The organism is Vibrio ouci (genome assembly GCF_004551525.1).
GTDB classification, from domain to species: Bacteria; Pseudomonadota; Gammaproteobacteria; order Enterobacterales; family Vibrionaceae; genus Vibrio; species Vibrio ouci.
Genome location: NZ_SATR01000001.1, coordinates 81,144 through 99,058 on the forward strand (window position 1 = coordinate 81,144; position 17,915 = coordinate 99,058).

Annotated in this window: 15 protein-coding genes; 7 read left to right on the top strand and 8 right to left on the bottom strand. The window is 43.7% G+C overall.

Annotation, left to right across the window (positions count from 1 at the left end; translation table 11 throughout):
- Complete coding sequence (locus ELS82_RS00360; RefSeq protein WP_134833701.1) at positions 1–543, bottom strand: heme NO-binding domain-containing protein; 543 nt, start codon at positions 541–543, stop codon at positions 1–3.
- 84 nt (positions 544–627) lie between these two features.
- On the opposite strand from ELS82_RS00360, the gene ELS82_RS00365 reads away from it, so the two are divergent.
- The 4 genes from ELS82_RS00365 to tpdA all read left to right on the top strand — a co-directional run bounded on the left by ELS82_RS00365 (position 628) and on the right by tpdA (position 6,175).
- Positions 628–1,236, top strand: coding sequence for a CoA pyrophosphatase (locus tag ELS82_RS00365; protein WP_134833702.1), 609 nt, complete (start codon positions 628–630; stop codon positions 1,234–1,236).
- A 290-nt stretch (positions 1,237–1,526) separates the two neighbouring features.
- Complete coding sequence (locus ELS82_RS00370) at positions 1,527–2,780, top strand: aromatic amino acid transport family protein (RefSeq protein ID WP_134833703.1); 1,254 nt, start codon at positions 1,527–1,529, stop codon at positions 2,778–2,780.
- A 97-nt stretch (positions 2,781–2,877) separates the two neighbouring features.
- Positions 2,878–4,239 carry an L-serine ammonia-lyase gene (locus tag ELS82_RS00375; protein ID WP_053438100.1) on the top strand — a complete coding sequence of 454 codons (1,362 nt, stop codon included), beginning with the start codon at positions 2,878–2,880 and terminating at the stop codon, positions 4,237–4,239.
- A 220-nt stretch (positions 4,240–4,459) separates the two neighbouring features.
- Positions 4,460–6,175: a cyclic di-GMP phosphodiesterase TpdA gene (tpdA, locus tag ELS82_RS00380; RefSeq protein WP_134833704.1), complete on the top strand. Its 1,716-nt coding sequence runs from the start codon at positions 4,460–4,462 to the stop codon at positions 6,173–6,175.
- An 81-nt stretch (positions 6,176–6,256) separates the two neighbouring features.
- On the opposite strand, the gene ELS82_RS00385 is transcribed toward tpdA, so the two are convergent.
- The 3 genes from ELS82_RS00385 to queD all read right to left on the bottom strand — a co-directional run bounded on the left by ELS82_RS00385 (position 6,257) and on the right by queD (position 9,165).
- Positions 6,257–7,411, bottom strand: a complete 1,155-nt coding sequence (locus ELS82_RS00385; protein ID WP_134833705.1) for an amino acid permease — start codon at positions 7,409–7,411, stop codon at positions 6,257–6,259.
- Positions 7,412–8,052: 641 nt separating this feature from the next.
- A complete protein-coding gene (locus ELS82_RS00390; RefSeq protein WP_134833706.1) occupies positions 8,053–8,697 on the bottom strand; it encodes a hypothetical protein in 645 nt (214 codons plus the stop codon).
- Positions 8,698–8,799: 102 nt separating this feature from the next.
- On the bottom strand, positions 8,800–9,165 hold the full coding sequence (queD, locus tag ELS82_RS00395) for a 6-carboxytetrahydropterin synthase QueD (RefSeq protein ID WP_053438104.1): 366 nt from the start codon (positions 9,163–9,165) through the stop codon (positions 8,800–8,802).
- A gap of 290 nt (positions 9,166–9,455) precedes the next feature.
- On the opposite strand from queD, the gene ELS82_RS00400 reads away from it, so the two are divergent.
- Both ELS82_RS00400 and asnS read left to right on the top strand, forming a co-directional pair.
- Positions 9,456–11,069 carry a methyl-accepting chemotaxis protein gene (locus tag ELS82_RS00400; protein WP_134833707.1) on the top strand — a complete coding sequence of 538 codons (1,614 nt, stop codon included), beginning with the start codon at positions 9,456–9,458 and terminating at the stop codon, positions 11,067–11,069.
- A gap of 178 nt (positions 11,070–11,247) precedes the next feature.
- A complete protein-coding gene (asnS, locus tag ELS82_RS00405) occupies positions 11,248–12,648 on the top strand; it encodes an asparagine--tRNA ligase (RefSeq protein ID WP_134833913.1) in 1,401 nt (466 codons plus the stop codon).
- A 92-nt stretch (positions 12,649–12,740) separates the two neighbouring features.
- Here asnS and ELS82_RS00410 read toward each other — a convergent pair whose 3' ends face one another.
- A complete protein-coding gene (locus tag ELS82_RS00410) occupies positions 12,741–14,588 on the bottom strand; it encodes a M3 family metallopeptidase (RefSeq protein WP_134833708.1) in 1,848 nt (615 codons plus the stop codon).
- A 175-nt stretch (positions 14,589–14,763) separates the two neighbouring features.
- A complete protein-coding gene (locus ELS82_RS00415; protein WP_134833709.1) occupies positions 14,764–15,615 on the bottom strand; it encodes an SMP-30/gluconolactonase/LRE family protein in 852 nt (283 codons plus the stop codon).
- Positions 15,616–15,904: 289 nt separating this feature from the next.
- On the opposite strand from ELS82_RS00415, the gene ELS82_RS00420 reads away from it, so the two are divergent.
- The gene (locus ELS82_RS00420; RefSeq protein WP_134833710.1) at positions 15,905–16,096 is read left to right on the top strand and encodes a hypothetical protein; all 192 of its coding nucleotides are present in this window, start codon (positions 15,905–15,907) and stop codon (positions 16,094–16,096) included.
- Positions 16,097–16,129: 33 nt separating this feature from the next.
- Here the strand turns inward: ELS82_RS00420 and ELS82_RS00425 are convergent, their stop codons facing one another.
- Together ELS82_RS00425 and ELS82_RS00430 are read right to left on the bottom strand one after the other, a co-directional pair.
- Positions 16,130–16,339 carry a hypothetical protein gene (locus tag ELS82_RS00425; protein ID WP_134833711.1) on the bottom strand — a complete coding sequence of 70 codons (210 nt, stop codon included), beginning with the start codon at positions 16,337–16,339 and terminating at the stop codon, positions 16,130–16,132.
- 89 nt (positions 16,340–16,428) lie between these two features.
- Positions 16,429–17,820, bottom strand: a complete 1,392-nt coding sequence (locus ELS82_RS00430) for an aminotransferase-like domain-containing protein (protein ID WP_134833712.1) — start codon at positions 17,818–17,820, stop codon at positions 16,429–16,431.
- Positions 17,821–17,915 lie beyond the last annotated feature (95 nt).

Here is a 17,915-nt window from a genome sequence, read left to right on the forward strand (position 1 = left end):
CTACTCGACCAAATTAACCGTAAAGCGAACGTGGCTACCGTCATCTTCGACGTTATTCATTGACATCGATAGCTCCTCGTTAAAGAACTCAGCGCACCCTTCCATTAAGCCCAGACAAACATAAGACATACAACGGGCACTGACGTAATCAAACACCATTTCAGTTTCTGATTCAGAGATAAAGCGGAACGAAGGCGGGTTAGCTTCTGGGTAGAGCTTCTTGACCTCGATGTGAATGTAGTCTTCAACCAATTTAATAAATTGGAACGACGTCTTACACGCTTGTAGGCTATTATTATTAGGTAAGGTGTTATAAAGGTTATGAAAAACGGATTGTCCGAAAACACGCTGTAGCTCTTCTGGAGAGATGCCAGTCTTCTTACTTAACTGAACTATCAGTTTAACTAGGTTGCGGTGATCATAACTCCCGACCGCGGTATAGATTCCAGAATCACCGGAATCAGCAAGCAAGCTGTCGAGAGCCTCTAGACCAAACTTTTGCTCTACGAGGTCCATAAACTCAGTAAAGATAATCCCTTTCATCAGTGGCGCTATCCTTGCTTTAACTAACGTAGTAGAAAGCATGAGCCATATTTAAGGCTTTTACAAATAAAAACAGGAGCTAACGTGTTGTCAGAGTTAAACAAAAATCATCTCATTCAACGATTTCAATTACATCAGACGGTCGACTACCATCAAGAAGCTCTTAAGCGTGTCTCGCACTTAAACCAAAGCCATCTCCGTAAGGCATCGGTCCTTATTGGTTTTGTCGAAAGACCACACGGCCTCAATATCATTTTCACCAAACGCGCTCTTCATCTAAAACATCACCCAGGTCAGGTAAGCTTTCCTGGCGGTAAATTTGAGCCAAGCGATGCGGATCTTTCGCACACTGCTCTACGTGAAACATTTGAAGAAGTCGGCATCAACCAAGATCAGATCACGATATTTGGTCAAATGCCGGAACTCATCACCGTCAGCAAGTTTACCGTGACGCCCTTTTTGGCGTTTGTTTCACCAGATTACAAGACGGTTATCGATAGAAATGAAGTGGATGAAATCTTTGAGGTTCCCGCAAACATCGTTCTAGATAAGCAAAAATTACACAGTCAGAAATTTCAGATTAATAATTTTTCACATCGTGTGTTTGGCTTGTCATATAAACAACATTTCATTTGGGGAATGACGGCTCAAATTATCCAAGCGATGCAGAATCATATTATGCATCAATGTTAATAAAATCACATAGTGAACAAACTTTGTTCACATTAGTTAAATTATTTATCAATAACGCAAACGTTTACTTAAAACGCCCTTAAAAGTTTTCATGACCAAGATTAGAAAAACTAATACCTAGCATTAGCATAAATCACTAGTAGCACATCATTTTCGTGACCAAAAACGCCTTTTTGACATATCATGTTATAACTCGCATCAATTCATGATTTAGATCTAGTTTTGATGTAAGAAATTTATGCAAAATTGCACCTGACTTATTTCCTGTTCCCAAAAATGAGTATCACAAAATGAATACTACAACTTCTGCGGCTTCGTCCGCACAATCTCCTAGTAAGTTTACTTACAAGGACTTCACCTGGTGTCTGTCACTTTTCGGTACTGCAGTAGGTGCTGGTGTACTTTTCCTTCCAATTAAAGCAGGCGCTGGCGGTTTCTGGCCATTAGTAATCCTTGCTCTAATCGCGGCACCAATGACTTGGTTCGCACACAAATCTCTTGCACGTTTCGTTCTTTCTGCGAAAAACCCTGAAGCTGATATCACTGACACTGTTGAAGAACATTTTGGTAAGACTGGCGCAAACCTTATTACTTTTGCTTACTTCTTCGCTATCTACCCAATCGTACTGATCTACGGTGTTGGTATTACAAACACAGTTGACTCTTTCCTTGTTAACCAAATGGGTATGGAATCTATCCCACGCTGGCTACTATCTGGCGCGTTAATCGCTGCTATGACGGCTGGTGTTGTATTTGGTAAAGAACTAATGCTTAAAGCAACATCTGCACTGGTTTACCCACTAGTTGCAATCCTGCTAGCACTTTCTTTCTACCTTATCCCTGACTGGAACAGCTCAATGATGTCAGTTGCACCTGATTGGTCAGCAATGCCATCTGTTGTTTGGTTAGCGATTCCAATCATCGTGTTCTCTTTCAACCACAGCCCGGTAATCTCTCAGTTCTCTAAAGAGCAACGCCGCGTATACGGTGAAGACGCAGTTAAGAAAACTGACGCGATCACTGGTGGTGCAGCGATGATGCTAATGGGCTTCGTAATGTTCTTCGTATTCTCTGTAGTACTTTCTCTGTCTCCAGAGCAGCTAGCAATGGCGCAAGAACAAAACATCTCTGTTCTTTCTTACCTAGCGAACGTTCACGAATCTCCACTAATCTCTTACATGGGTCCACTAGTTGCTTTCGCAGCAATCACTTCAAGCTACTTCGGTCACTTCCTAGGTGCGCATGAAGGTCTAGTAGGTCTAATCAAGTCTCGCTCTGAAACTCCAGTAAGCAAGATTGAAAAAGCATCGCTAATCTTCATCGTTGTAACAACTTGGATTGTCGCTATCGTTAACCCAAGCATCCTTGGCATGATTGAAACAATGGGTGCTCCAATGATTGCAGCTATCCTGTTCCTAATGCCTGTATTCGCGATGCAGAAAGTACCAGCAATGGCTAAGTACAAAACTTCAGCACCTGTACAAGTTTTCACAGCTCTTTGTGGTATTGCGGCAATTACTTCTGTAATCTACGGCGCTCTTTAATCTAGACACTTTTATAAAGTCTGATTAATCCAAGAATATAACGATAATAATGAGCCTCCCTTCTCCCCTTGGGAGGCTTTCTTTTGAGGTAATCGATATGATTAGTGTTTTTGACATCTATAAAATCGGTGTTGGTCCTTCTAGTTCTCACACTGTAGGTCCAATGAAAGCGGGTAAAGAATTTATTGATGATTTACGTTCAATGGGAAAATTGCGCGACATCACTAAAATCACCGTTGACGTATATGGATCACTATCACTGACAGGGAAAGGTCACCACACAGATATCGCAATCATCATGGGTCTTGCTGGCAATACTCCTGAGAAAGTGGATATCGATTCTATTCCGGGCTTCATTGCTCGCGTAGAAGAAACTGAGCGCCTTCCTGTTGGCATGCACTGTCACACAGTATCGTTCCCGAAAGATGGTGGTATGAACTTCCATACGACTAACCTTGAGCTACACGAAAACGGTATGCAGATCCACGCTTGGATCGGCGACGAGAAAGAGTACTCAAAAACCTATTACTCAATCGGCGGTGGTTTCATCGTTGATGAAGAGCACTTCGGCAAAGAAGAAGAAAACCCAATTAAATCTCCTTACGAATTCACAACAGCAGAAGAGCTAGTGAACCAATGTAAAGAGAACGGTCTTTCTATCAGCACGCTAGTTATGAAAAACCAAGCGGCGCTGCACTCTGACGAAGAGTCTCGCACTTACTTTGCAAACATCTGGAAGACAATGCGTGAGTGTATGGACCGCGGTATGAATACTGAAGGTATTCTTCCTGGGCCACTACGTGTACCACGTCGTGCTGCAGCACTTCGCCAGCAGCTACTTACTTCAGAGAAAACAACCAACGACCCAATGTCTGTTGTTGACTGGGTAAACATGTTTGCATTCGCAGTAAACGAAGAAAACGCAGCAGGTGGCCGCGTAGTTACTGCACCAACTAACGGTGCGTGTGGCATTATCCCTGCAGTACTGGCTTACTACGATAAGTTCATCCAAACAGTAACAGAGAAAGATTACATCCGTTACTTCGCAGCTTCTGGTGCAATCGGTGGTCTATACAAGCGTAACGCTTCTATCTCTGGCGCTGAAGTAGGCTGTCAGGGTGAAGTTGGCGTGGCATGTTCTATGGCAGCAGCGGGCCTTGCTGAGCTTATGGGTGGTAGCCCTGAGCAAGTATGTATGGCGGCTGAAATCGCAATGGAGCACAACCTAGGTCTTACTTGTGACCCAGTAGCTGGCCAGGTACAGGTTCCATGTATCGAGCGTAACGGTATCGCTGCAGTGAAAGCGATCAACTCGACTCGTATGGCGCTACGTCGTTCTTCTGCTCCAACCGTTTCTCTAGATAAGGTTATCGAAACCATGCTTGAGACAGGTAAAGACATGAACGCGAAGTACCGCGAAACCTCTCAAGGTGGTCTAGCAGTTAAAGTTATCTGCTAACTCCCCTTCTGAAATAATAAAGCCCGGGCACCTGCTCGGGCTTTTTATTTTCTAGCTTGTAGCAACAGATATCCTCTTACTTTGTCTAGACATAAATCTATAAAAAAATCTAAATTTCACAATATATCTACAAGATTAGGATATGCCGGTAAAAGGTCACATACCTGATATACCAATGTTGCTACCTTATCGAAAAAATCAATCCTGGAGCGCTTAACACATGATTAGGTTTGAACTTGGAAGCCAAATCTGCGTTTGCTTGTCCGAAAACGAACTTTTACTAAAGCTCGACGAGTCCATTCAATCATCAGTTTCAATTAACCAAATTGAGTATTTTATCCTGAGTACTATCGCGGCTTTTGGCAGCGTCAACTCACCGATCAGCCAAAGGCGAATCGAAAAGAAGTTATCTGCTCAACACCAGATAATATTGCCAGAAAACGGGTTCAAAAATGCCGTCGCATCGATCCGGAAAAAGTTCAGGAAGCTGGTAAAAAGCTACCTCAAGGTGTCTAAATCACTGATTGAAAATGTCCACCGTAAAGGCTACTTCGTACCCTACGACAGCCAACATGCGCAGAAAGATGGCCTACTACAGCAAGCACGAATCTTTGTGCAAGTCCCACATAGTGTAAGATCCGCAATTGGGATATGCCTACGCAGTCGTAAGCCCTATCTAAATATGGCTTTTTTCCTCACTATCACGACTGTACTCTATATTTTGATCTGTCTTTACGCCATCAGTACGATTGTGCGTCAAAACTACTTTGAAGGGGCGATGGCCTTTTCTAAGGAGCTTGCTCAGCACGGCTGTTTCGAGCAAGAAAAACTACTCAGAGAACTATTTGATAACGTTCAATTGGTCGAGTCTGCGCTCTTTACCGACCGATACAATGTACGCTGCTTAGTCACACCAGAAACCGTCGCGCCAGTTAACCCTCGCGACCAAAATGAATGGCAAGAGAACTTAAACTACACCTATCACTCGTTTTCAAATGCAGACAGTGACGTGTTAGTGAGGGTCAAGAACATCAACGTCGAAAATAGTATTGAAAGTCATATGTCTAGCCTCTTCCTTTCAGGTATGAAGGTATGTACTAATACTGGAGCACCCTTGGAGATCGGCGATACTGGCGGTCAATCTCTAATGCACAACTTTCAGCAAAATGACTATAAGGAAATCTATTACGTCTCTAACCCAATCAGTAGTGTCATCTGCTTTAGCTTCCTTTTGTTGATTATTGCGCGGCGTAAAACGCTACGTGCATTCATCACTTGCTTATGGGCAATAAGGCAATTTAATTTGAAGCTTGAGCCTATACACAACACGGCTAATAACCAGAACATACATTATGAAGTACTGTCTCGTTTCAAAGTCAAAAATACCCAGCGGTTTATCGAGAGCCTGATCAGTAACGGCTTACTCATTAACCACACGCTTTTAGTGATTAAGCTCATCTATGGTAACAGTCGTTCTTTGTTGGCTCCACTGAGTGTTAACGTGTGCCCTTCCCTACTTGAAGGGGCTAACTTCAAACGTCTCTATCGCCAACTGGAACAGTTAGACTGCTCACTACTAACAATTGAGATCACCGAAAACGCATCGATGTACTACACCCAAGAAATCTTCCACAATACCAAGAGACTGAAGGAGTTAGGCTGCAAGATCAGTATTGATGACTTCGGTACGGGTAATAACAATGTCGAACTCATTGGCCACATCGCCCCGAACTACCTCAAGATAGATAGACTATTTGTCATGGGCCTAAAACAAGATGATAAAAAAGTTGAAACCTTGCGCCAGTTAATCGCAATGGGGCATACCTATCACTGCACAGTCATCGTCGAAGGGGTTGAAACTGGGGATTGTGCCCACCTGCTTACTACGCTTGGTGCGCATATCCATCAAGGGTTCTATTACCCTCTTTGCCATTAGGCTTTCCGATTACTCAGTAGATACATAAACAAAAACAGCCTTCAATAATGAAGGCTGTTTAATCGTAGAGTTAGGTTAGGCTTAGATGACTTGCGAAGCCAGTAAGAAGCCACCAAACAGTAAGGCAAATACCATCATCACGTTACCACCTTCTGCTGTGTAACGTTCAGGTAAAGCGTTGGCCAAACGCAACTTGTACACCATCGCTAGGGGGACAAATACAGCAAGGAACACTAAGATGATCCCCGCATAAGCAAGCACTGATAAGAACTGATCGGCAGCCAAAATTGCACCGACTAGTGGAAGCACGAACGTCAGTACATAAGTCACAACTCGGTTTTGATTAAATGTGTCACTATTTTGGTGGAACAGAGACATCGCGACGCCAAAGAAAGAAGTTAATAATGCGAGGCCTGTAAACACGGATAAGAAACCGCCAACCCACGGAGCATCATGCTCAAATCCAGCCATCAGCTCGGACACACTAGCAAACTCTTTAAGTTGACCTGCAGGTAAATTACCAACAACCGCAAACAACCAACACAGGTAACAAACCAGTGGAATGATTGAACCCACAATGACCATATTTCTTAACTGCTTGTCACTCGCTTCTGAGTTGTAGGAAACCAAGCTCGGGATCACCACCATAAAGCCGAAACTGGTAAACAGAACAGCACTAGTTTTGATCAAACCAATATGGTCACTGTTGCTCACTTGGCTCAAATTATCAGTTGAGAATTCAGGAAGAAGAACCGCTAAGGTCATCAGTAAGCTTGCTAACATAACAAAGAACAGCAAACGGTTGAGTTTATCAATCACACCCGTGCCGCAAGCCACAATCACACCCGTGGTCAATGTGAATATGATCTGGCTGTGCATGAAGGTTAGCTCAAGACCAAGTGCACTCGCAGCTTGTACTAACAGATCCGCCGCACCTAAGATGTAGGCCATTAGTAAGCAAATTAACAGTGCGTAGAGCAAACCATTGGTCAGTAACTGGCCCCCTTTTCCAAGCGTTTTACGTGCAATGGAATTGAGCCCTAAACCGCCGCCAGATTTTATTGTTGCTTCGAGTAATAGCAATGCGGAATAAGTCGTTCCAAACCAAATCAGCACCATCAGTAATGTGCCGTACAGTAAGCCAAATTGGGCTAATACCATTGGAATTGCAAGCATGCCGGCACCTAGAGCGGTACCTGAGATAATAAGGGCGCTACCCATTAATTTTGTGTTCATTTTCTTTAAAACCGTAATATTGAAAAAATTTAGACGTGCGAAAGCACGGACGTGATTGATTTAGATAGAATCAATACGAAAAATAAAATCGAGAAAATGAACGAGGCTGAAGAGACGCCGAGCTTGGAAAAAAGGAGGAAAAAAGAGAAGTTGAGTTTGTACGTAGCTGAGCAATGATCGCATGTGGCGACCCTTCAGTTGGCTCCAAGATTGGAGAAGTAATTTTGAAAAGCATTAAGATGTCCTAATAGCGCAGACAATCCTTTGAGTGTTCGCCACAAATCCTGCGTGACGTTATCTCGAATGAGATAACCCCATCTTATCGACTCAAACTCCGATTGCAATGGCCTATTTTTCAAGTGGTCAAATAAACACCAGCGAATAATAGTTGGCCGTAAAAAAACCGCCATTACGGAGGGGGAAATGGCGGTGAAAATAAACGTCTTTGTTCAATGAAAGCGTACAGTCCAAGTCCTTTCGATACTGCACGTGTTTATACTAATTCGTTTTCTATCTGGCGTGAATAAGGGTTTTCTTATTTGCTTGTCAGTATTTATGAAGCAGCATTGATGATAGCAAGAAGTAACCCTAATTTTTGCTTGGACTCTTGCTAAATAGAATCCCTTTAAAATTGCGTTTTGCTACTCTTCACTCACCACGCGTCCTTTTATCTCATTACCAGCTTCCCGAATAAGGTCAATTGGCGAGAGGATGACGCCTTTCACGGCACCTTGTGTTGCTTGTTTGGCAATCTCTTGGCTCTTATCAATAATCTGGTCGGTTTTTAGGGCCAGCTCATCCGCTTTAGATAATATTGGTGGAATATCATTGCGCAGTGCTTCGGATTCTTTGACTAACTGAGGGATGATTTCTTGGCGATAACCTTTGCTTTCAACAAGCACCTTGGGCAATACGTCAGTTCGATATTGCTTGGTTTCAGCAAGCACAGGAGGAATTACTTGTTGTCGGTATAAGCTAACCTCTTCAACAATAGCTGGAATTTTTTGGTCAATTGATGCTGCGGTCTTATTGGTATCATTTACCGCAGTCGTTATGCCGTCGACACTGTTTATGACACTAGGCAGCAACGTCTCTAACGTGTCAGCGACTTGCAACCACTCGTCGATTTGTAAGTTTTTTGATAACGTGCCGACGTCTTGCAGCACTTGGGGATAGGAGTCTATCACTTCGCCTACCTTCGAAGTCATCGAATGAATAGCGTAACCCAAATAAAAAATAGAGATAGCGAGTAGTAATTGAATCGCAGATCCGATCTTAGCAGCCATATTCCTTCCTTCGAAAAGTTGCGGCTTAATGAGCCAATGATAGCGTAATTTAGGTACAAAAAAAGCGAAGATTCCTTCGCTTTTTCTAACAGAGGCAATGAGTTACTCTTCGCCTTTGTAAATACAACCTGCTGTGCAAGTTTCCTTAATTTCAACCTTACTCAACAACGGTAAGCTTGGTTTGAGCTGCTGCCAGATCCACTTTGCCAGTACTTCACTGGTTGGATTCTCAAGCCCTTCGATATCATTAAGGTAGTAATGGTCAAGACGATCATAAATTGGCTTAAATGCCGCTTTGATCTCTGAAAAGTCGACGACCCACCCTGTATGTGGATCAACTTCACCTTCTACATAAAGGCGAACTAAGAAAGAATGGCCATGTAGACGACCGCACTTATGACCTTCCGGTACATTTGGTAAGTGGTGTGCCGCTTCAAACATGAATTCTTTGTATAGTTCCGTTCTCATATTGGTTCTCAGGCTTTTAGAAAGACAGGCAATACTATGTAATTCCTCACGCCGTGACAAGGCTAGTCCGTAGTGAGAGTGTTTCACGCTATTAAGTTTAGCCACAATAACGTCTTTCCGCCGAAAAACCGTCACAGCGCCAAACTTTTGCTTACACGTACCTTACATCACATTTACAATATCCACACATAGAGTGCGGTCACATTATAAATTTTAAGCCATTCCCCAAAGTGGTTATTTAAGCGATCATTTTTGATGTCTATTCCAATAATTAAAAAATCTATCCAATAATGCGCTCAACAATTACAACAAAGCTTTTAGTTACGCTAGTAGCCGTTTTTGGCATCGTGTTACTGGCGTCAACAAGCTATCAATACTTCCAGCAAAGGGATCTTATCAACTCGGTTCTAAGTGAACAGCTACACGATAAGGCAAGCAACTATTTCGATAGCCTCAATATGATGATGCTGACTGGCACAATGGCGCAAAAAGAAACCCTGCGCCAAAAGGCTCTCGCACAAGATGGCATTGAGCAAGTAAAAGTCCTACGCTCCGAAGCCGTCAGTAAGCTCTACGGCCCTGGGCAAGACAATCAAAAGCCTACTGATGACATCGATAGCAGAGCTCTCGCGGGCGAATTGGTGATTGAGCCAATCAAAGCCGATTGGGGACAAGGTATCGTGGTTGCCCTCCCGATGAAGTCAAGTGAAAACTATCGTGGTACCAACTGTGTCGCTTGTCATATGGCACCAGAAGGTGAAGTGTTAGGCGCCATTCGTTTAGAGTACAACCTCTCACATGTTAACAGCATGGTCAGTCAACGAACCATGATCGCCATAGCAATCATGAGTAGCCTAGGCTTTATTGGCCTGGTATTAACACTTTTACTGATTCGAAAGTTCATCGTTCGCCCTATTCAACAAACCTCTGGCTTTATGCAAAGTCTCAGTGAAACTAAAGACCTGTCACAAAGGCTATCATTCAATCAAAAAGATGAAATCGGCCAACTGTCCGGGGCTATTAACTCGTTTATGGGCACGGTAAACCAGAGTTTAGAACAGGTTCAACACACTTCGCATAAGGTATCTAGCAGCGCCACAGAGCTGACTCAACTTGCTCAAGTTACCGACTCTGCAGCCAGCAATCAGCAAGTGGAAACATCTGACGTACAAAGCAACATTGAACAGATGCAATTACAGCAAGTCGATGTTGAGCAAGCGACAGAAGAAGCATCAAACCTTATTAAACACACTACGCACATCGCGGAGCAAAGTGCCCAACAAGCTCACGGTGCAAGTCATGAAATAAAGAGCCTTGTCACCGATATCGAACAGGTCAAAGTCAACATCGTCGAGCTTAACGATCAAACTGCAGAGGTTTCATCGATACTCGAAGTGATTAAAGGTGTTGCTGAACAAACCAATTTACTTGCGTTAAATGCGGCGATTGAAGCGGCCCGCGCAGGTGAGCAAGGTCGAGGCTTCGCAGTCGTCGCCGATGAAGTTCGCCAACTTGCGAGTAGAACTGCGGAAGCAACCGGAAGTATTGAACGTATTATTTCCCAATTCCAGCACGATAGCCGTGAGTCACTTTCTTCAGTGGACACGGTTTGCCACACTGCGCACCAGCGCTCTAGTGACATTGAGCAGCTATCTACCGCGATGTCTCAAGTCGCTGATGAAATGAAGCAAGCACTCTCTCATGCTAATAATATTCAGCAGCAATCGAGTAGTTCTGCGCACCTGAGCCATCAAGTACAAAGCAAAGTTCAGGTAATAACAGAGCACGCAAATCAAACTACCGCGTCCGCTGCTCAAACTCGAGATATCAGTATAAATCTTGAGCAACTCTCTGATCATTTAGAGATTTTGCTCGACCAATTTAAACTTTCTGTGAAGAAATAGCCCTTTATACACGCTTTTTATACGAGGAAATGACAATAAAGGTTGAAGCCTAAGATTTGAAAGGTAATATGTTCCAATGATTCAGTAGAATTCTATCCAACCCAATGTGTGCTCAAATTTTACACCGAGCCATATCACATTGGGTTGAATTTTTACCTCAATGGAGAATATTTCAAACATGACTTACGCGCCTGTATCAGACGTTTTGAAAGGTCAGCTAGCAGTAGACAGTGAAGTAACTGTTCGTGGCTGGATCCGTTCACGTCGTGATTCCAAAGCTGGAATCTCTTTCCTTGCCATTTATGACGGCTCTTGTTTCGACCCGATTCAGGCCGTGGTCCCTAATAATCTTAATAATTACGAAGACGAAGTACTTAAGCTAACTACTGGCTGTTCTGTCGAAGTAACAGGTAAGATTGTTGAGTCTCCTGCAAAAGGTCAAGACTTCGAACTAGCAGCAACTGACGTTAAAGTTGTTGGCTGGGTTGAAGATGCAGAAACATACCCAATGGCAAAAACTCGTCACTCTATTGAGTACCTACGTGAAGTAGCGCACCTACGTCCGCGCACTAACGTAATCGGTGCAGTAGCACGTGTACGTAACTGTCTATCGCAAGCGATTCACCGCTTCTACCACGAGCAAGGTTACTTCTGGGTATCTGCGCCACTGATCACAGCTTCTGATGCAGAAGGTGCTGGTGAAATGTTCCGCGTATCAACGCTAGACATGGAAAACCTACCTCGCACAGAAAAAGGCGATGTTGACTACAACGAAGACTTCTTCGGTAAAGAGACGTTCCTAACAGTATCAGGTCAGCTAAACGGTGAAGCTTACGCTTGTGCACTAAGCAAAGTTTACACATTTGGTCCTACTTTCCGTGCTGAAAACTCAAACACAAGCCGCCACCTAGCAGAGTTCTGGATGGTTGAGCCTGAAGTTGCATTCGCGGACCTAGAAGACATCGCTAAGCTATCTGAAGATATGCTTAAGTTCGTATTCAAGGCAGTACTGGCTGAATGTCGTGATGACCTTGAGTTCTTCGCTCAACGCATCGACAAAGAAGCAATCACTCGTCTAGAGCAGTTTGTTACTTCAGACTTTGCACAAGTTGACTACACTGACGCAATCCAGATCCTTCTAGATTCAGGTCGTGAGTTCGAATTCCCAGTTGAATGGGGTATCGACATGTCTTCTGAGCACGAGCGTTTCCTTGCAGAAGAGCACTTCAAAGCGCCTGTAATCGTGAAGAACTACCCGAAAGACATCAAAGCATTCTACATGCGTGCTAACGATGACGGTAAGACTGTAGCGGCAATGGACGTTCTAGCACCTGGTATCGGTGAGATCATTGGTGGTTCTCAGCGTGAAGAACGTTTAGAGATTCTTGACGAGCGTATGCGTGAAGTAGGTATCGACCCAGAGCACATGAACTGGTACCGCGACCTACGTAAATACGGCACAGTGCCACACGCTGGTTTCGGTCTAGGCTTTGAGCGTCTAGTATCTTACGTAACTGGTATGGGCAACGTTCGTGACGTTATCCCATTCCCACGTACACCACGCTCCGCAAACTTCTAATTAAATAGCAAGTTTACATATAAAAACGGTCCTGATTAGGACCGTTTTTTTGTTCTATGGTTTAAAACACCAAGCCTATATCGTACTAGGCATCAGCAACCGTAAGTTTGTTTAATATAACGCTCAAACTGATCACACATTTGTTCGTCAGAGCCTTGGTTATTAGCCAGCTCTTGACTGCCATCGACCACTTTAATTGTCGCATTGAGTGAAACGACCTCTGCTCTCTGGCGAGTTACTAAACCTACAATCTTCTCTTGCTGCTGTGCCCATGCTTGTTGTGGTGATTGATTACACGCATCCGCAAGATACTTAGCATTAAACCCTTCCCCAGTTAAGCTAATGATTGTCTCGTTATGAGATCTTTGATTCCCAGCGTGCCAATAGTGTTTTGCTAACAGAGGGCCAATTTCTGGGTTATCAGTAAGGTAGCCAAACTTATCTAAGAAGTACGCACGCGTTTGGTAAACGGCCATATGTGCCAACAAGTAGCCATGATATGCACAAGCAGCTTCATCAGAAATTAGGTGTGGAATAGCCATTAATGGACGAGGACTACATTCGATCCCCAAAATCCGCTTTTCACACTCACGTGCTAACGCTGTAATACGCTCTGGAGTCAGTTCCTCATCACTCAATTGATAAAGAGCACGCTCAAAATAAGGCACTACAAGTATGCTGCGTTCTTGGTAAGCGGCAAAAGGTTGACTGCTGTTGATCATCGCTTGAATGATCTCATCAGGAACCGGGTTGCCATCTGCATCTAGAGCGTACTGTTTTAGCCAATCAGCATCATTTAGCAAGCTATCACAGAACATCGATTGTGTTTCAGCGTATGCCATTGAAGTTGGAGCGAATTCTTGGGAAAAACACGGCGCATTCATTTTAACGTTAGCAAAATGTGCAGCATGGCCACCTTCATGGAACAAGGTGTTAATACCAGAATAGCCACTGCCAATTTGGTCTGGTTTAGCGTTACTAGTAAAGTTGACTTGAGCAGGAACCCACTCATTCTGATCATAGAATGATGGGACTGGGCCATGGCAGAATCCGTTTTGGTATTTTCCTTTTCTATCCAGTAAATCCAGTGTGAGCTCTGCTTGAGAATATTCAATATTTAGGCGGCCAAATGACTCAACCCAACGACGCAAAGACTTTGAGAACGGAACATACGGGTCTAGGTCACGCATTGCGTCACCAGAATATGAGTAGACAAAGTTATGACCCGTTAACGCATTTTGGCCCTTCTCTTGAGCAAGGCTCGCTAAACTAGACAGGTTCGCGTCGCGAGTACGCACTTCAAAGTCATCTAAAATCGCAAACAGCTCTTGCGATGACATCATTTCTTTTTTCGCGACAGAATAATCAAAGAAACTATCGTAACCGAGAGAGCGAGCAAATTGGTTACGCAGTTTTATCAATTCAATGAAGCCATTTTCAAGTAGCCACTGCTCTAAATTAAGGAGTGCCTGATGCGCTGATTGACGAGCGTCTTCATTATCATTGGTGCGGATAGCTGCAGCCAGTACAGGTAATGATCCCTCGACTTGATGACCATTTTCATCTTGATAATAGAGCGTATGTTTTTGCTTTTTCTCAAACAAGGCAGCTTCAAATGCGATCAGTTCATTTTTCAGTGCTTGAGCCTCGGTTCCTTCAATTGCGTGAGATTGAAACGTCGCTAACCAACCTTGCAGACCAATACGCGTTTGCTGTCTTTCGCTAGTATCGGCAATAGAATCGACCGCTTCTAGCTGCTGTTTGATGGTTGCAATTTGCTCTGCATCACTTAAGAAACTCGTCCATGCCGTTTGTGCTTTGGTTGAGCCATCATGGTCATCACTGATCCCCATATAGGTTTCCCAAAAGAAGTCTTCTTTGCTGCGGTGGATGGCAAGATAACGTCGGTTTAGATCGTTGAGAAATTCGGTAGCAGTCATTTGGGTCCTTCAAATGTTAACTTTGTGTAGAGAAGAGATTATGACACGCTTTATCAGTATTTAGGAAATGAGGAGCATATTGAGTTCTCGGACCCGCGTAAATTCTACTACACGTACGCTATTTCAATTTACAGACGAAAAAAGCCCCAATGACCAGAAGCTTGGGGCTAAAAATCTATAGGTTGATATTGCGGTAAACTAACACTTCACCTTCCAATGCCATTGGGACGAAGAGTTGATACGTATTCGGCGCATAATAGATATCACCAGCGCCTCTTGGTAAGTCTACCAACATACGTGATTGACCTTGTTTTGATACTGAGTAGATTGTTCCCTGTTTCCAGTCAGAAATAAGCAAGTCGCCGCGATTATCGACTTGAATACCATCTAAATTTCCAAGTGGTTTTTCGGTGATGGCTGATATCTTCTTAGTTTTAGGGTCGATTTTTAGCACTCGTCCAAGAGGGGCTTCAATAGGATTACCGTCATTGAAATAACCCCAGGCCGCAACGTAGAGATCGCCATCAATAAAGGTCAGTCCGTTCGGGTTTTCTAGCTCCGGCGAGTCAATCCAAGTCGTCACTTGATTCTCAGACAGTTTGTAAATGACTGAGGTAAACATATCTGAAACATAGACGTCGCCATTGTCATCAATTGCCACATCATTTAAGAACTGAGCATTTTTCGCGGCGTGCTTAATGATTTCGCCAGACGACAAGTCAACCTCAACTAAATACTGCATATCCCCGAAGAATAAAGTATCGCCGGCCAATGCAATACCCTTAGGGTTTTCCAGACCACTTGCGACTGTCGCAATAAAGTGAAAATCTTTATTCAATGCGACAATAGAGCCATCTCCGGCTTTATCACCCGCTTGAAGGGAAACGAAGTACGTTTGTTTTGATTGATCGTAAACGATCGATTCCGCTCCTGGTAAGTTAGGAATGGTTTTCATCAGTTGTAGATCTGCCATAACAGGAGCACTAATTCCCAGGGCTGCTGCAAACATGAGAGCAAGAATTTTCATCGTATTTCCTTATGCTTTACGTTGATCAATAATTCGACATAAATATTAAGGAAATGTTCATTATTGATAAATGCATCATTACTCAAAATACTGTTGCAGCATATCAACAATACTCCAATGAGCTTCAAGAGTTGTAAATTGACCTAAGGTCGAAAACCCAGAAGATGAGTTCTTTTCGGTTTGGCTTCAGCTGATTATTGAGGGAGCTTGAGGCTGTGCACACATTATACAAACGGAAAAACTTGGCTCATAATTATAATGTTCTAGAGCACTGCAGAGGACGTATATTATGAGAGTGTTCAGATTAGATGACCTGTCATACAACGGTAGGCATGAACACCCTATGGATTGGGATCATCCGTCAGGTTGCCAACCCTACTACTGGCACCCTGATTGGCTACAAAACGCGGAGGACTTGATGGGGATCTATCCAAGTGATACAGCCCCTTCTCACCTCCCCCAAGATAGCGTCACTAAATAACCCAAGGGCTAACCTTGCTGGTTAGCCCTTCGATTAATCCGAGCGATTAGAACGCGCCGCTGAATGTATTCCAAATATGCATAAACCAAACATGACAAAAGGTATCGCTGCCGCCGTATATTCTACCCAAGCGATTCCTTCAAATGATTTGGCTAAAATCAAATGCCCCACAATTAAGAGCAACGCGAGTACAATGGCTACGCCAATCAGACGAATTTCATTGTTAATGTTCTGCTTTTCCATACTGTCACCACACTTAAACAACTCTCGCTATTTCAGCATAAACAGTGAGTTAACCAGCAGTACAGTTACGGCAAAAATTAACCAAGCAGTTACTCCATTATCTTCGATGCGATAAGTTTCAACGCCCGATCAAGTTCTGAGCTCGGTTTAAATGATGTGTTCAATCGAATAAAGTTGCCGTGCAGCTTATTGTCACCAAATAGCCCCCCAAAACCAAAGGTAACGCCTTGTTCGAGAGTGACATTAAATAAACTCTGCGTATCGATATGCTTTGGTAATTCTATCCAGATAAAATACCCACCGCTGGGTACATGGATTGCCACTCGCTCCGCCAATAATCGCTTAAGCAAAGAGACAACGTACTCTTGTCTCACTTCCAACTCTTTACGTAACTTCCTTAAGTGATTATCAAAGCTTTCGTGAGTCAAAAAGTGCGCAACGCCTTGTTGAATTGGCGCGCTGCCCGATAAAGTGGAAATTAATTGCTGCTTTTGAATTGGTTCGTTAAACAGTCGATTGACCACCCAACCAATTCGATAACCAGGACACAGCGCTTTAGATAGAGAGCCGCAGAGCAAGACATCTTCTTTATGATCCCAAGCCTTAAGCGGTTTCGGCTTATCATTGCCAAAGTGCAGTTCTGAATAGACATCATCTTCAATCAGCTTTACCTTGTATTGACTAGCCAATTGCACAACGGCTTGTTTCTTTTCATCACTTAACGTGGACCCGGTTGGATTATGAAAATTGGCCATCAGCCAAAACGCTTTGATGTCGTGCTTTTGGAACGCTTCTTCCAATACTTGGATATTTAGGCCCTGCTTGGGGTCCACTGGGATCTCGATGGGCTTTAAGCCAAGCCGCTCTACCGCTTGTAATGCACCATAGAAAGTCGGCGTTTCAATTGCGACATAATCTCCCGGCTTCGTCACCACTTGTAAGCTGAGGTTAAGCGCTTCAAGTGCACCAGAAGTAATGACAATATCTTGGTGTGAAACATCTACCCCTTGTTTGAGATAGCGCTGAGCAATCAGTCGTCTTAAGTCTTCATTGCCAGGTGGCATATTCGATACCACGCTTTGCGCAGACATCTTGCGCCCAGCGCTCGCGAGATGACGATTTAACGTCGCGATCGGAAATAAGCTCGGGTCAGGGAACGCCGAGCCAAGTGCCACAGACGCTCGACTATTCGATTGAAGGAAGTCAAACAGCGTGTCATTGAACTTAGGCAGTGCTGGAGGATCTTCTGACTCAGCTTCATTACCTCTCTCAAGTATTGCGGTAACAAAGTAACCTGACTGTGGGCGCGCATTAAGCCACCCTTCAGATTCCAATAGTTGATAGGCTTGTAGGACAGTAGCAGGACTTACAGAGAAGCTTTGGCTTGCCGCTCGGATCGACGGGATTTTCTCTCCTGCTCTCCAAGTTTGCGATTTAATCTGTTCTTTAAGTTGCTGTGCGAGCTGTTGATATCGGTTCATTATTCCCTCTTTCTTACCCGAACCATATCATAGTTCACAAAATCAAAGAGTTACTTATCTCTCGTCAGCAAGATTAGTTTTTAACGCATCCTGTT